Genomic DNA, 15,101 nt, shown 5'->3' on the forward strand with positions numbered 1-15,101 from the left:
TAAACACCGTTTAGAGATCTTAAGCACCTAGCTGAGGTCTCTTTTTTTGTGAAAAATCATTTCACCATTGCAAAGTAACGAAAGGAATGTTTTAATAATGTATATAGTGTTAATATAGTATATATACAATAAACAATATAAATATAAAATTCAGGAGAGGAGAAAATTGTATGGAACATATCGTTGAATTTAAAAATGTAACCAAACGGTTTAAGGATTTTTCCTTGGAGAATATCGATTTGCAAATTAAACAAGACCATGTAACTGGATTTGTTGGTGCCAACGGGGCAGGGAAATCGACTACAATGAAGCTGATGATGCATCTGCTGCAGCCGGATGAAGGAGAAGTGAAGATCTTTGGGATGAATTATGCTGGTAATGAGAAACAAATTAAAGAGCGCATGGGCTTTGTTTATGACAGTAATGTGTTTTATGAAAGTTTAAATTTAAAAGACATCAAGCGAATTGTGGCTCCGGCTTATAAAAATTGGGATGATAAAGTATTTTATAACTATATCAAGCTATTTGAGTTACCGTTAAATAAAGCAATTAAAACTTTTTCGAAAGGAATGCAGATGAAAGCTTCTTTGGCTATCGCATTATCCCATGATGCAGAATTTATTATGATGGATGAACCGACTGCGGGATTAGACCCGGTTTTCCGGAGAGAACTGCTGGATATATTACAGGAGATGATGGACGACGGAGGACGCACCTTATTTTTTTCGACGCATATTACCAGTGATTTAGAGCGGATTGCGGATGATGTTGCATTTATTCAGAAGGGAAAAATGCTTTTCCATGATTCGATGGAAGATATGCAGAACCGATATGCTTTGGTCAAGGGAAGTATTGATTTGTTGACTAGGGAAACAGAAGATATATTTATAAAGGTGGAGCGTTCTGCTTCTGGTTTTCAGGCTTTAACAGATGATGTCAGAGAGGTCCAAGCATTACTTGGCGATCGTGTCGAGATGGAAGCAGCTACGTTGGAAGATATTATGTTTTATGCAAAAGGAGCGAGGCAACAGCATGTTTAATTTAATAAAAAAAGACATTATTATTCAAAAAAATCAGCTTCTCCTATTTGTACCACTCATTATTTTTCTAGTTTTCTTTGCGCAAAATCTCAGCCCGATTCTGATTTTTCTGCTTGCCAGCACGTTTATACCTGCAAATGCTTATATTTACGATTCTATGACAGAATCAAATATGCTGCTTAATTCCTTACCCTATACACGTAAAGAAATTGTTGCTTCCAGATATCTTGGGGCCATTGTATATATGGTTATATCGATTGCGTTGGCCGGGGTAGTACTATACCTGACTCGTTTTGGTTTTGGATTGGAGGATATGACTATAGCGGCATTGTTATTCTTTATTCTTGCAGCATTCGCGTTTCCCTTATTCTATATTTTAAAACCTGCTTATATTGGGATAGCGGTTTTTATTGGGATGATAGTTTTAGCAATAGGTTTTCAACCGGCTTCCCGTTTTCTGGCAAAGCATCTCACAACGATGACAGATTTTATTGCAAGCTTATCAACAACGACGCTTTATTTAAGCAGTGCAGCTATAGCGATTGGCTTATACCTCTTCTCTTGGTTAGTCAGCCAATTTATTTATCAACGTAAAGTATTTTAATACTGAAACCTGCAGGGGTAGCATAAATAAAGCAGGCTGAAGCTTTAAAACTTCAGCCTGCTTTATAAAATCCTTAATCGTCTACCTCTACATGCAGTTGTTCTCCAGACTCTGCATCAATATACACATCTACTTCTTGAGAATCCATATCTTCAAAATTCACTTCATATACCGGGCTGCCATTTTCAAATTCTAATGACCAGCTTCTTGCAGTAATGCCTTCTGCTTCAGGAGCTTCTGATGCTGTAGATAGTGCTTCTTCAGCAGAGATATAATCACCGAGCACTAATTCATTATTTTGCTCATCCGATTCCTTTTGCTCTCTTTCGTCTGATATAACATCTCCATTTTGATCTATTTCAGCAGAATATTCCAGTGTGTCATCATAGCCTTCTATATCATAGACAAGCTCGCCGTTTTCTTCATCTAATTGAATAGAAGTAAGGTTTGAACCAGGGAAATGATCAAGAAAAGCTTCATTCGCATCTTCTGTGCTTAAGGAAACACTAGTTAAGTCCGCATCGCCATTACTCTCCGTTGTATCATTGCTATTATTCGTATCTGTGTTCTCATTTTCTATATTTGCATCCTGATTATTATCATTGGCATCTTCACTAGAGTCAGGCTCATTGGCTGTCCCGTTTTCTGAGCCGCTGTCATCACTTGTCCCGCATGCTGCTAAAGTAATGGAAAGAAGCAGTGTAAAGCATAAAAGTAATATTTTTTTCATATTTATTCACCCTTTCCAGTCTCTGTTAAAAAAATTTATCTAAAATCATAATACCCAATTAAAAAGAGAAGCAAACCATATTTATATAATTCATTGAATGTATTTAAAAAGGTATTGCAATTTTTTTACTTATAATAACGAAATAATAGATTTTCCTATTTGTGTGGAAACGTTATAATAGGAAAAGAAGGAAGGGAATTATATGATATTTTTATTCCTGAGAACGATGGCAATTGGTCTCTTAGGAGCTTTTATCTTTTCAGTGATCGGACTGCCGTTACCTTGGCTGCTTGGACCAATGATTGTAACATTATTGTTCCATTTAAAATCAACTTGGAGAATGGCCTGGGATGCCACTTTTCGAAATATTGGGCTGGTCATTGCCGGGTATACGATTGGTTATGCTTTTACATTAGAAGCACTGCAGGATATGATAAACTATTTTCCGATGATGATTATCATTAACATTATCTTTTTCATTTTGTTTATGGGTATCAGTTTTGCAGTTTCGAAATGGGCGCGGCTGGATATCGGAACAGCAATGGCGTGTTGTGCTCCGGGCGGATTACAGCAGGTTGTTGTCTTTGCAGAAGAGCAAAAGACCTTGAATATAACAGTTGTAACGTTCTACCAAGTCATGCGGCTGCTGGCGATTATTACACTGGTTCCGTTTATTGTTTCCAGTAATAATGGCAGTGCAGCATCTGATAATACAGGAGAAAGCTATTCACTAGTCTTATTCGGATTATTGATTCTATGCTACATAGTGGGAATGGCCTGTAAGTTAATCAAAGTACCTACTGCCTATTTATTAGGACCTGTTTTCTTTATCATGGTTTGTAATCTATTATCGATTCAGGTCCCGGTCATGCCGGATAATTTACTGCATATTGCGCAACTTTTTATTGGGATTTATGTAGGCTTATTGTTGGAGCGGGATAAGCTGAAGAAAATGAAATCACATATTGTGTATGCTATTGGTTCGTGTGTCATATTAATCAGTGTGGCTTTTTTCATCAGTGAATGGATGGCGCATTATTTTATGGATTTTGCGACCAGCTTTTTAAGTGTTGTTCCGGGCGGTGTCGATCAGATGGGAATTATCGCTGCATCGATTCAGGCGGAAGTGACGGTGGTAACTTCTTTCCAGCTGTTCCGGATTTTATTTTTATCCATTATTATTATTCCATTTGTTAAATATATGGTGCGGCGGGATCAACGCAAAGTAAGGGAGTAGTGTAAGAGAGGTGTTTAAAGTGATTCAAATTGGTTTAACAGGATGGGGAGACCACGATTCGATTTATGCAGATGATACAAAAGCGCATGAAAAATTACAAGAATACAGCAGTCATTTTCCAGTGGTAGAATTAGACGCCTCCTTCTATGCGGTACAGCCTATTCGTAATATGGAAAAATGGGCGAAGGAGACACCAGAGAATTTTCAATTTATCGTGAAAGCCTATCAAGGGATGACGGGGCATGATCGAGAGGAGAAGGAAAATCCTTTTGAAACGAAAGCAGAAATGTTCCAGGCGTTCAGGGAATCCATTGAGCCGCTTCAGAAAGCAGGAAAGCTGGGAGCTGTTCTGTTTCAATTTCCACCGTGGTTTGATTGCAGGACAGAGAATGTACAGTATATCCGTTATTGTAAACAGCAAATGAAGGATATTCCAGTTGCATTGGAATTTAGGCAGCAGTCCTGGTACGAAGAAAGATTTCAGCAGCAAACGCTGGATTTTATGAAGCAAGAGGGCTGGATTCATGCGATTGCGGATGAACCGCAGGCTGGTGAAAAATCTGTGCCATTTGTACCTGTTGTAACCACAAAAGATAAAGCACTTATCCGATTGCATGGAAGGAATGTGCACGGATGGAATTATTCAGGTAATGCAAATTGGCGAAAAGTTCGCTACTTATATGAATATAACGAACAAGAATTAACAGCTATCGCTGAAGAAGTGAAAAAGCTGGAAAAACAGTGTAAAGAAGTTATTATTTTGTTTAACAATAATTCGGGTGGACATGCGGGCGGTAATGCGAAACAGCTGCAGCAAATGTTGGGCATTGAATTTGATGGATTGGCTTCGCAACAGCTGGGCTTGTTCTAAGAAGATGAAGAGATAACCAAAACGTATGGTGGGTAGTAATGCCGCCAGCGTTTTGGTTATTTTTAACGTTCATTAATTCCAAGTATTCTTGATCCATATAAAAAAGGGATTAACGCATCATAGGTTAGTCCCTTTTTCATTGAAATAACTTGTGCCGAATCTTTTTTGCGTATTTATGAAAAATACTGCTTTTATCCAGTTTACGTTCTTTGGTTAATATGCGGAAAGCTTCTTGTTTTTCAGATTGATCCGCTTGCTTTTCGCCGTCTGTTGCAATTTTCATTAAATCACTGTGCGATATATACTGTTTTTGATTTTCCTGCTCCTTTGATAGATAACCTGCCCGTTTTAAGATACGGAAAGATTGTTTCACTTCTTCAGGCAATCCTGCAAATTCATCACGCAAATCTAATTGTTCTCCCTTGCCAGGCAAATGCTCGAATTCGCCATCATCCACTGCCTTTTTAATTTGCTCTTCTACAAAGTGATACATAACGCCCCTCCCTTATGCCATCTCATTTTTAGTATGCTGGATGGGATGGAAAAGTTCAACTAAAGATTATTATCGATATGATTGATGATTTGCTGTACAGCTTGTTCTCCCTTGCACTTCCAGTAATGGAAATCCTGTTGGTGAAGTGTGTTTTGAAATGAATTGGTATCCTGGCAGGCTGCGGACGGGACAATCTGTGGATTTCCAAATTCAATTTGAGCAGATGGTTGATCCTGTTCTTCATGCAATATTTGAAAAGGGAGAGATAAGTACAGTTTCTCTGTGGCCTTGCTGGAAAGCATTCCATGAAAGAAAGCATGATGTGTATTCTTTCTATTTATATGAAAGCCAAGCTCATCTAAATGAATCTGTAATTTTCTCAAAAAACCTCTTTTTCCAGGCATGTTGGTATCTAATACAATCATTTTTAACTGCTCCTTTATGATTTTTAGGAAAATGGTAGCTATCATATTTTAATATTAGTAAATTTATGATTAGTTTTACCAAATAAGGAGCGGAGCATACGAGAAGATGAAAGAAGTGGGGTAGAAAGCAACGTTGTTTTAAGAATCACCATCTAAAATGGAAAAAGAAAAAAGAAGTAAAGAAGGAGAAACTGCATGGAGAAAGCGGCAAATTGGTTGTTGGAGCAGAGGACAGATATAAAGCGCATGTTGATAAGAAGAGGGGACAACATGCGCTTTTATTAAAAATGAAAACGCCGTACAATCTCGTTTTTCATTGTTTTTTCTGAAAATAATACCATTCCAATTAATGTTAACAGCGCATATAAAGCAGTAGTAGCGCTCGGCCATAGCACTGTGGACCACGAACTTAAGAATAGAACAACAGGAAGAAAACCGAGAATGACCATGGTTGACATATACCCAATGTACTCCCGCCATTTCATTGGTTTTCGCAATACAATAATCGTTACAAGTACTGTAGCAAGTGTAACAAGAAAGGGAATGACATAATGTATGGACCACTTTGAGCTTCCGGATGCTGCATCCAAGATAAACAACATAACAGATAGAGCGATAACTTGCAGAATGACCTTAGAGCCGACATGTGCTCTGGAAAGAATGGTATGGTTTATTGTTAGTAATCCGTACAGAACAGGACTTAACACATACAAAAACCATAACCTTTCCGGATTGGTCAGTAAATTAATGAGTAAACTTATACTGACAGCAGAGATAGAAATAAATAAGACAAGTCTTTGGGCGAAACGTCGTCGCTGGATTTTGGTATCATAAATAGGATAATATGTATTATCCCCCGTTTTATGAGAAAGCTTATGCTTGCATAATGGACAGTATTGCTGTTTGGTATAGGTTTTGCAATTTGTGCAATAATGTTGCATTGTTTTCACCTGCTGTCATTGGAGTATACTTCGATATCCAAATGATATGTCTTTGAAAGTTCCCTGAAAAAAGTTCGAATAATATCTGCTTCTTGGATCATTCTCGCAAATGAAATCACCAATTCGTCCCCGACAGCAACCATTGCTCCGTTAATCGGACTTTTTTTTGTCGGATATAAAATGAACTCCATATGAGAAATATGTGATTCCATCGATTCAGAAAGATGTACCTTCCCTAGATTTGTCATCGTCATCGTTTTGGTACGTTCACTGAAACTTCTATATCCATAACGTATTGCGTGGTATTTCAATGGAAGCGGGATAAATCTTGCTGCCAGTCTTGTCTGCCATTTCACCCGATCATTAATCGTTTGCTGCAAGCTTTCTTTCCTTATTTTTTCTCGTAATTGTTTGGATATTTCTGAGATGATTTCTTCTAAAGTTGTTTTCTCTGTTACAGCCATACCAATATTGACGATACCAAAAAAATTACGAAGTGTATTGGAAGGGAAGAGATTTCTTAAATTAACAGGAATAGCAATTTTTATTTCTTCCTGGTAAGCCCGAAATTTAAGTCTTTCTCTGTAAATAGCTGCAATAAGCAGTGCAGAGGTAAAAGCAGTAATGGTTGTTCCGTGTGCTTTGGCAAGCTGATGTACGCTTTCTGCACTCATTTTCCCGTGCACAACTACAGTTTGATCTATTGCTCCGCCTCGAATTTGATAGGAGGATGCTTCTTTGAATTTTTCCGGCTTTTCATCAGTGCCATAGTTTTGATAACTGTCGTCTCGCTCGAAATAGCTCGGTTCATCTTTGATATTAATTAGTTTACTTTGGTAACTGACATCTTCACCCAACCGAATGAGATAATGATACACAAGCGCATTAACAAATTCTAAAGCACCTGTGCCATCTGTTACAGAATGAAAGAATTCTACAGCAATTCTTTTTTTATAATACATCACACGCATCAAAAACCCATTCGTTTCGATCGGATCAATCGGTGCACATGGATACTGGTTTTCGTATTGTACAAAAAGCTTCTCTTTATTTTCTACAAGAAAATCCCAAAACACACCCTTGCTAAGCTTTACTGCAAACATTGGCAGGCGCTTGATAACATCATCAAGTGCAAGCTGCAGCTTATCAGGCTGTATAGTTTCTTTCATGACAGCAGCAAGCCGAAAAACCGAAGAATTTGTCGGTTTGGATACAGCATGAAACATTTTTCCTGCATTATCAAGTTTGTACCATTCTGTCATCTTTTGAACCCCTCTTGCGACTATTTTCTGCGTGTTTATTTATTGGTTAATTGAAGTACATCCATACGCTTTTAAAGTTATATTCTTTACTTTAACAGATGGCGGTATTTTTTACACTATGAAAAGACACATATGGAAAAACAAGCTATATTTTAAAAGAAGAAATGTCTTATGCTTGTTTATAAAATGATTAAAAAGCATTCCTGTAATAAATAGAAAGAGGAGCAACATGATGTGCGCCTCTTCGTATATCTCTTTAGACCAATGTTATTCCTACGCTGCCAATATCTTTGTAGCTGGCCAGGTATTTCCCTGCTTCTGCTTTAAATGGCGGGATAAACGTTCCTGAAGAAACCACCATGTCTTTTCGTAGGGACTGGTTATGCTCAGCTAATTTCTGTACGAGCCATTTGACAGCATATACAGGATTACCTAATACAGCATCAGAACGTCCAGTATGTGTCGTTTTACCATTGAACTGTAAATCTAGTTCAATCGCACCTAGTATCTCCAATCCGGGTGAAGGGACAGTATTACCAACAACGATTCTGCCTGTTGCGGTATTGTCAGATAGTAAATCAATCAATGAAAAGTTAGGGAACCAGTCGATATATCTTGCATCAGGAATTTCAATACCTGGAGCAACCGATGTTTTCTCGATAATTTCCTGCTCATCAGCGTTCCTGGATATATCTTCATGAATGAAAAACATCAATTCCGGTTCAATCAAGGGAGAGAATAAGCGGGATAAGTCATATTCAGAACCTCCCTGCAGCACCTGTGATGTCAGAATCGTTCCATAAGCAGGCTCATGGGTGCCGGCAATGGCTTGTGTATCTGCGCTAGTCATACTGATTTTATAGCCAGCAACCGCATCCCCTTGCTGAACACGGTTTTGGATAAAAGCATGCTGTACATTGTATGCTTCTTCTTCGCTGATCGTATACTTATTACGAATAAATGAAACAGGCTGTCCGGTCCGGTAAGCTGTTTCAATGTGTGTTAAAATATCAGAAATAACGCTCATCATTCTTATCTCCTTTTCGCTTCCTTTTGGTTTACTTTAAAATAATTGAAGTTTTTCAATCCGGCGTATGGCTTCACGAATTCGTTCATTTTCAACCAGTAATCCTACCCGGATAAACCCTTCCCCTGTCTTTCCAAAACCATTTCCGGCTGCAACAGCTACATCGGCTTCCTCTAATAGATAATCAGCAAATGCTTCGCTCGTAAAACCTATTGGCACTGGGAGCCAAGCAAAAAAGGAGCCTTTTGGCGCCGTGACATTCCAGCCGATGCGCCTGCACTCTTCCATTAATGTATCCCGACGCTGTTCGTAGAGAGCTACAAGAGAAGTTACAGCGTGCTGATCGCCCGATAAAGCTTCTGCGGCAGCTTTTTGAATCGCTGGAAAAAGGCTGACAAACAAGTGGTCTTGCAGAATTTGAATGGCTTCAATCATATCTTTATTTCCGGCAGCAAAACCGACACGCCATCCTGCCATATTATAGGTTTTAGAAAGGGTGTACAATTCCACACCGACATTTTTTGCGCCTTCTGTCTGCAGGAAGCTCATTGGCTTATATCCGTCAAAGCCGATGGCTCCATATGCAAAATCATGTACAATGCCAATGTCATGTTTTTCCGCTAATGCAACGGTTTCTTCAAAAAATGATTTCGTTGCAACTGCTCCAGTCGGATTATTTGGATAATTCAAATATAGCAGTTTAGCAAGTTTCTTTTGCTCCTCTGTTAATGCAGCATAGTCCGGTAAAAAATGATTCTCTTCTAATAAAGCAAAGGTGTCATACGTAACATCTGCTAAAGATATACCAGATAAGTAATCTGGATAGCCTGGATCAGGCAACAGCATTAATTCGCCTTTATCCATGACCGCCAAAGGGAGTTCTACCAGCCCAATCTTGCTCCCAAATAGTACAGCAATCTCGGAAGCGGGGTCTAAATCAACATGATATTCTCTTTTATAAAATTGAGCGGCAGCTTGCTTAAATTCATCCGTTCCGCGGAAAGGAGAATATTTATGTGTAACAGGATCTTCCACGCTTTTCTGAAGAGCGCGGATAATATGTGGCGGTGTGGGCTGATCGGGATTTCCTTGTCCTAAGTTAATAATATCTCTTCCTTCTTTGACGGCAGCGGCTACTTTACCTGCCAGAGATGCAAAGAATTGAGAAGGAAGCTGTTCTACACGACGGGATAATTTCATCATTTATCGACCTCTTTATACAATTTTGTAAAATTTGTACGTATCTTAATGGTATAAGCTAGAAGAGATAATGTCTATATGAAAAAAAGAAACTATATAAGTTGAAGTAAAGATTTTGCCTTCTGGCATTCGCTCCGGAAAAACACTACGCTTTCCCATAGGAGTCTCCGTATATTTCCTCCGCTTATTACAGCATATAACAACATAATTAATGAATGATTACGTTAGAAAAATTAAAAAGATAGATTTAATAATTCAACTTATATATATTTAGAAGGGCACTGTTTGAACCCTCGTCATTTGCGGAAAAGTAATTAAAAGAGTAACGCCAGGTTAGAACACTTTTGTACTTTGTATAAGGAGTGTATGGCGATAAACTAAAATCGTTTTTAACCGTTTTTACTGCATACGTAATTTCCCATTCTTTCCATTGCAATTTATTTTTGAAAGTAGTAAGATTGCTTTTGTGTCAAATTACGTAAAATAATTAGATAATTCCAAGAATTTTCGGTTTGGAGATAGGAGGAATAAAATGAATACCAAACTGCGACCAGGTAATTACTTAGCAATTGCATTTATGTTATTTGCGTTATTTTTTGGAGCAGGAAATCTGATTTTTCCAGCTCAGTTGGGGCAATTATCCGGAGAAAATATTACCCCGGCTACGATTGGCTTTTTAATAACCGGAGTGGGGCTGCCATTTCTCGGTATTATGGCAATGGGCTTTTCTGGAAAAAATAACCTTCAGGAGCTTGCAAGCCGTGTGCACCCTGTTTATGGACTTGCGTTCACAGCCCTCCTTTATTTAACCATCGGGCCATTTTTCGCGGCACCAAGAACAGGTACAGTTGCTTATGAGGTTGGGATTGCGCCTTACGTAAGTGAAGGATCACAATCTATGGTTCTATTGATTTTTACAGGAGCATTTTTCTTGGTTGCGCTACTGTTCTCGCTGTTTCCATCAAAAATAGTTGATAATCTTGGCAAGTTTCTGGCGCCGGTTCTTGTCGTGTTACTGCTTATTCTATTAGCAGTTGCTCTTTTCAATCCGATGGGGGCTATCCAATCACCAGAGGAAACATATCAATCGTCTGCCTTCTTTATTGGATTTTTAGAAGGATATAATACAATGGATGCTTTAGCAGCATTGGTATTCGGAATCATTATTATTAATGTGATAAAAAGTTTTGGAATTACAAACAACAATCAAATTTTGTCCGCTGTTACGAAAATTGGCTTAACGTCAACAGCTTTACTCGTTATTATCTATGTAGGTATCTCTTATTTAGGTGCAACCAGCGTGACAGAATTGGGTATATTTGATAATGGCGGACCAGTATTAAGCGGAGCAGCAGAATATTATTTTGGCACATTGGGATCTGTTTTGCTGGCAGCAATTATTATTTTAGCCTGTCTGACTACAGCTATCGGATTAATTACCGCAAATGCGGAATATTTCCATTCATTGATTCCTGCGATTGCTTATAAGCCATGGGTGTTTTTCTTTGCTATTTTAACATTTGTCGTAGCTAACTTTGGTTTGGAAAATATTATTGCATTTTCTACGCCGGTGCTGATGTTCTTATATCCGCTGGCGATGGTGTTAGTTTTATTAACATTTGTATCCCCATTTTTTGATCATTCACGTCTCGTATATGTTCCAACGATTGCCGTTACATTTATTTTCGGTATCATCGATGGCCTGGTAGCACTTTTTGAGTCATTGGAGCTTGATTTACCAGGTTGGTTAAACGCGATTTTAGAAACACTGGATGTCCTGCCGCTTTATGCAGAAGGGCTGGGCTGGCTGATACCGGCCGTTGTTGTAGCAGTGATTATGATTATTGTTGCAAAAGTGAAAAATAAATAAAAGCAAAACAAAACCTGACTGACAGATGAAAAATCTTTCAGTCAGGTTTTGTTATTCTTATTGGGATGCTGGGGTGAAAAAGGCGTGATATAGAAGGGTAATAGACAATATTCATTTTACACCGAATTCAGAAATTGTTAATGTATATATAGTTTCTGAATTTTTTTGCAGATACGAAAGGATAACTTTTCGTATCTGGGGCTGCGATTACTAGCCTCACCGTAGTGATTTGTATAAGTCTAACTAGAATTATAACCTAGAGGTCTGGTGACAATTAAAAAAAAGCATGAGTTAAAGGGGGAAGGGTATGTCTGAACGTATCATTAAAAAGGGAAAGGCAAATCTCTGGAAACAATACGAAGCATCGGGAGGCACCTTATTATTGACGGAAAAGGAATTAACACACCGTCCGCATGGAGTAAACATTCAGTCGAATGTAGTATCGATTGGTTTAAAAGAGATTGAACAAGTAGAACTATCAGTAAATAAACTTTTATTTATTCGAATTCCGAATGGTGTCACAGTCACTTTAAGAAATGGAGAGATATTTAAATTTGTCGTTTTTGGCAGGCGGAAATGGAAGGAAGAGATTGAGCATGCGATAAAGCAATTTGTTTAAATTGATTTAAGAGAGAGGGAAATGAGAGACATAGTATAGGAAAGGATTTGCGATCAATCATCAAGTAAATGTAGTTGGGATTATATATACATCAAAAAAGTGACATACATACCTCGCTGCCTTTATAATAGAATTACAAAAAATTAGAAAAACTTGAAGCGGAGGGGTTTGGATAAGGTGCTGATACTAAATCTTTCCTGCAGGTTTTGTATAACGAGGAGAACAGCAATATGTTTCATTTTCATAAGCCGTATAGAATGGAAAACGGGGAACCTAAAGCAACATTTGGTTTAAAAAGTAAGATGATTCTCCTGATCAGCTTGCTGATTTTGGGAATTTTTATTCTTTTTACGTGGTTTCTCCATTCGTTTATTTCTAACACTATTGAAGACCAAGTCGGGAAACGTGCGCTAAGCGTAGCGCAAAGTGTCGCCAATACACCAGAAATCAGTTCGGCCTTTGAGTTAGATGATCCTTCTGCGGTCATTCAGGAAATTGTTGCTCCGATTCGGGAAGAAACGGGTGCTGAATTTATTGTTGTAGGAAACGAGGAAGGCATTCGTTATTCTCACCCAAACCCGGAAAGGATCGGGGAAAGGATGATTGGAGGAGACAATGCCCGTGCTTTACAAGATGGAGAAGCTTATGTGTCTCGAAGCGAAGGGTCCCTTGGATTATCAATTCGCGGAAAGGTGCCAGTAAGAGATGAAACAGGGAATATTATCGGTGTGGTGTCTATAGGCTTTCTAAATGAGGATGTCCAAAGCATTATAGCGAATCAGAGCAAGTCTCTGTGGCTTACTATGATAGGTATTGTTATATTAGGAATTGCAGGCGCCATTTTTATTGCCTATCATATAAAAAAGTTATTATTCGATATGGAGCCAAAGGATATTTCTTATTTACTGCTGCAAAAGGAAGCGATATTGCAGTCCACGCATGAAGGCATGATAGCGGTTGATCATCATGGAATGATAACCATGATGAATAAAGCAGCAAAACAGATCTTATTTCGTGAGGATCAGCAGTATGAGCATGTTTCCGGAAAATCAATTGATCAATTCATTCCTAATACAGGTTTATTTGAAGTATTGAAAAGCGGAGAAAGTCAGTATGACAAGGAAATGATATTCGGTGAATCCATTGTTTTAGTAAATCAAGTACCTGTTTATATGGAAGGGGAAATAGCCGGCGCTGTTTCTACTTTCCGGAAAAAAACAGAAATAGAACATGTGACCCAGGAGCTTCAACAAATCAAACAGTATGCAAATGCCCAACGTGCTCAAACACATGAATTTTCCAATCGTTTATATACCATTCTCGGTTTGCTTCAGTTAGAAGAATATAAAGAAGCCATCGAATTTATTAAAAAGAAACGGAATATCCAAGAGAAGCAATCGCAAATCTTAACGCAACATGCAGCTGATCCAGTAGTTCAAGGGCTCTTGCAAGGGAAAATCAACCAAGCGAATGAACTTGGGGTGACTATCTCCATTCACCCGGACAGTCAACTCGATCGCGTTTACCACGGGGATAAGCAGGAGGCATTACTAACTGGTATCGGAAATATGCTCGAAAATGCGTTGGAATCTGTGAAAGGTAATCCGGAGAGAGAGCGGCAAATTAGTCTCTTTTTCACGGACATCGGGGAAGATATCGTCGTTGAGGTGGATGATTCTGGTCAGGGTATATCAGACGAGGTGGCAGACCATATCTTTGAACAGGGATACTCCACAAAAGGAGAGAAAAATCGCGGTATAGGGTTAGCGTTGATGCAACATGTTGTCCGCAAACAAGGTGGTCAAATTATGTTGGAAGAAGGAGAAATGGGCGGTGCTTGTTTTGTAATGATTATACCTAAAAATGGGGGGTGAATCGGATGCATGATAGTATCCAAACGCTTATTATCGAAGACGATTTTCGAGTGGCTGAAATCAATCGAAAATATGTAGAGAGGGTAGAAGGATTTATGGTACAGGAAGTAGTAAAGACAGGGGAAGAAGCTCTTGCCTATCTTAAAAAGTGCACTTCTCGTCCACACTTGATACTGCTTGATATTTACATTCCTGATGTACAAGGGTTAGAGCTGCTTTGGCAAATACGTCATCTGTATCATGAAATCGATTTGATTCCAGTTACTGCTGCGAATGAAACAGTAACCGTTGCAGAAGCATTTAGGGGAGGAGCTTTTGATTACATTGTAAAACCTGTCGATGCGGAGCGTTTTGTTCAGTCCTTGGAACGGTATAAGGCATACCGGGAATTTATTGCTGCTCAAGAAACGGCCGGACAAATGGAAATAGACGCTTTTATAGGTGTTACAGACAGCAGTTACCCGTCTTTCTCCAGCAGCAGTACAAATACGAATTTGCCTAAAGGGATTGATTCGATTACATTGAATGATATCAAACAGCTCTTAGAAGCAAATAAAGGGAATGGAATCACCGCTGTGGAATTGAGTAAGAAAATCGGGACAAGCAGGTCTACATCACGCCGCTATCTAGAGTATTTGGTGTCCACGAAAGAGGTTCATACGAGGTTGAAATATGGAACGGTCGGCAGGCCAGAACGAGAGTATATGCGTCGTGAAACTTATGAACAAAATGATTAATATAAGAAATAAACAACTTATGAGAAGAAGGTTCCCCCTTCTTTTTTTTCATGCTATTTTATTTATTAGTCGTAAAAAATTCTTTTTTTTAAAATTGTATTGTTAACGCTTACAATATAATGGAACTAGTTAGCAATCATACGAAATAGTAAAAAGTATGGAATAAGGGGA

At 38.5% G+C, this 15,101-nt stretch carries 15 protein-coding genes; 8 read left to right on the top strand and 7 right to left on the bottom strand.

Features of this window, described 5'->3' with window-relative positions; translation table 11 throughout:
- Positions 1 to 170 precede the first annotated feature (170 nt).
- Complete coding sequence (locus ACFQ19_RS03195; RefSeq protein WP_379590555.1) at positions 171 to 1,040, top strand: ABC transporter ATP-binding protein; 870 nt, start codon at positions 171 to 173, stop codon at positions 1,038 to 1,040.
- Positions 1,033 to 1,644, top strand: coding sequence for an ABC-2 transporter permease (locus ACFQ19_RS03200; RefSeq protein WP_379590556.1), 612 nt, complete (start codon positions 1,033 to 1,035; stop codon positions 1,642 to 1,644). Before ACFQ19_RS03195 ends, ACFQ19_RS03200 begins: the two co-directional genes overlap by 8 nt.
- A gap of 73 nt (positions 1,645 to 1,717) precedes the next feature.
- Here the strand turns inward: ACFQ19_RS03200 and ACFQ19_RS03205 are convergent, their stop codons facing one another.
- A complete protein-coding gene (locus tag ACFQ19_RS03205) occupies positions 1,718 to 2,374 on the bottom strand; it encodes a PepSY domain-containing protein (protein WP_379590557.1) in 657 nt (218 codons plus the stop codon).
- Positions 2,375 to 2,576: 202 nt separating this feature from the next.
- Between ACFQ19_RS03205 and ACFQ19_RS03210 the strand changes: the two genes are divergently transcribed.
- Together ACFQ19_RS03210 and ACFQ19_RS03215 are read left to right on the top strand one after the other, a co-directional pair.
- Positions 2,577 to 3,611 (top strand): AbrB family transcriptional regulator, encoded by a 1,035-nt coding sequence (locus ACFQ19_RS03210; RefSeq protein ID WP_379590559.1) that lies wholly within the window; start codon positions 2,577 to 2,579, stop codon positions 3,609 to 3,611.
- A gap of 19 nt (positions 3,612 to 3,630) precedes the next feature.
- Positions 3,631 to 4,482: a DUF72 domain-containing protein gene (locus ACFQ19_RS03215; protein WP_379590560.1), complete on the top strand. Its 852-nt coding sequence runs from the start codon at positions 3,631 to 3,633 to the stop codon at positions 4,480 to 4,482.
- A gap of 136 nt (positions 4,483 to 4,618) precedes the next feature.
- On the opposite strand, the gene ACFQ19_RS03220 is transcribed toward ACFQ19_RS03215, so the two are convergent.
- From ACFQ19_RS03220 to ACFQ19_RS03245, 6 genes are all read right to left on the bottom strand, one after another.
- Positions 4,619 to 4,975, bottom strand: a complete 357-nt coding sequence (locus ACFQ19_RS03220) for a DnaJ family domain-containing protein (protein ID WP_379590561.1) — start codon at positions 4,973 to 4,975, stop codon at positions 4,619 to 4,621.
- Positions 4,976 to 5,034: 59 nt separating this feature from the next.
- Positions 5,035 to 5,400: a YugN family protein gene (locus ACFQ19_RS03225; protein ID WP_379590562.1), complete on the bottom strand. Its 366-nt coding sequence runs from the start codon at positions 5,398 to 5,400 to the stop codon at positions 5,035 to 5,037.
- A 281-nt stretch (positions 5,401 to 5,681) separates the two neighbouring features.
- Positions 5,682 to 6,341, bottom strand: coding sequence for a DUF6320 domain-containing protein (locus ACFQ19_RS03230; protein ID WP_379590564.1), 660 nt, complete (start codon positions 6,339 to 6,341; stop codon positions 5,682 to 5,684).
- A 5-nt stretch (positions 6,342 to 6,346) separates the two neighbouring features.
- On the bottom strand, positions 6,347 to 7,603 hold the full coding sequence (locus tag ACFQ19_RS03235; RefSeq protein ID WP_379590565.1) for a phthiocerol/phthiodiolone dimycocerosyl transferase family protein: 1,257 nt from the start codon (positions 7,601 to 7,603) through the stop codon (positions 6,347 to 6,349).
- A gap of 256 nt (positions 7,604 to 7,859) precedes the next feature.
- Positions 7,860 to 8,630 carry a 2-keto-4-pentenoate hydratase gene (locus ACFQ19_RS03240; protein WP_379590567.1) on the bottom strand — a complete coding sequence of 257 codons (771 nt, stop codon included), beginning with the start codon at positions 8,628 to 8,630 and terminating at the stop codon, positions 7,860 to 7,862.
- A 36-nt stretch (positions 8,631 to 8,666) separates the two neighbouring features.
- Complete coding sequence (locus ACFQ19_RS03245; protein ID WP_379590798.1) at positions 8,667 to 9,830, bottom strand: pyridoxal phosphate-dependent aminotransferase; 1,164 nt, start codon at positions 9,828 to 9,830, stop codon at positions 8,667 to 8,669.
- Between the two features lie 532 nt (positions 9,831 to 10,362).
- Here ACFQ19_RS03245 and brnQ point away from each other — a divergent pair.
- The 4 genes from brnQ (at position 10,363) to ACFQ19_RS03265 (ending at position 14,930) form a co-directional block, all read left to right on the top strand.
- The gene (gene brnQ / locus ACFQ19_RS03250) at positions 10,363 to 11,700 is read left to right on the top strand and encodes a branched-chain amino acid transport system II carrier protein (RefSeq protein ID WP_379590568.1); all 1,338 of its coding nucleotides are present in this window, start codon (positions 10,363 to 10,365) and stop codon (positions 11,698 to 11,700) included.
- 307 nt (positions 11,701 to 12,007) lie between these two features.
- Positions 12,008 to 12,319 (top strand): hypothetical protein, encoded by a 312-nt coding sequence (locus ACFQ19_RS03255; RefSeq protein WP_379590569.1) that lies wholly within the window; start codon positions 12,008 to 12,010, stop codon positions 12,317 to 12,319.
- A 230-nt stretch (positions 12,320 to 12,549) separates the two neighbouring features.
- A complete protein-coding gene (locus tag ACFQ19_RS03260) occupies positions 12,550 to 14,193 on the top strand; it encodes an ATP-binding protein (RefSeq protein WP_379590570.1) in 1,644 nt (547 codons plus the stop codon).
- 5 nt (positions 14,194 to 14,198) lie between these two features.
- Positions 14,199 to 14,930, top strand: coding sequence for a response regulator (locus ACFQ19_RS03265; protein WP_379590571.1), 732 nt, complete (start codon positions 14,199 to 14,201; stop codon positions 14,928 to 14,930).
- The last annotated feature ends 171 nt before the right edge of the window (positions 14,931 to 15,101 follow it).

The sequence above is a fragment of the Oceanobacillus locisalsi genome, assembly GCF_042675985.1.
Classification (GTDB): Bacteria; Bacillota; Bacilli; order Bacillales; family Amphibacillaceae; genus Oceanobacillus; species Oceanobacillus locisalsi.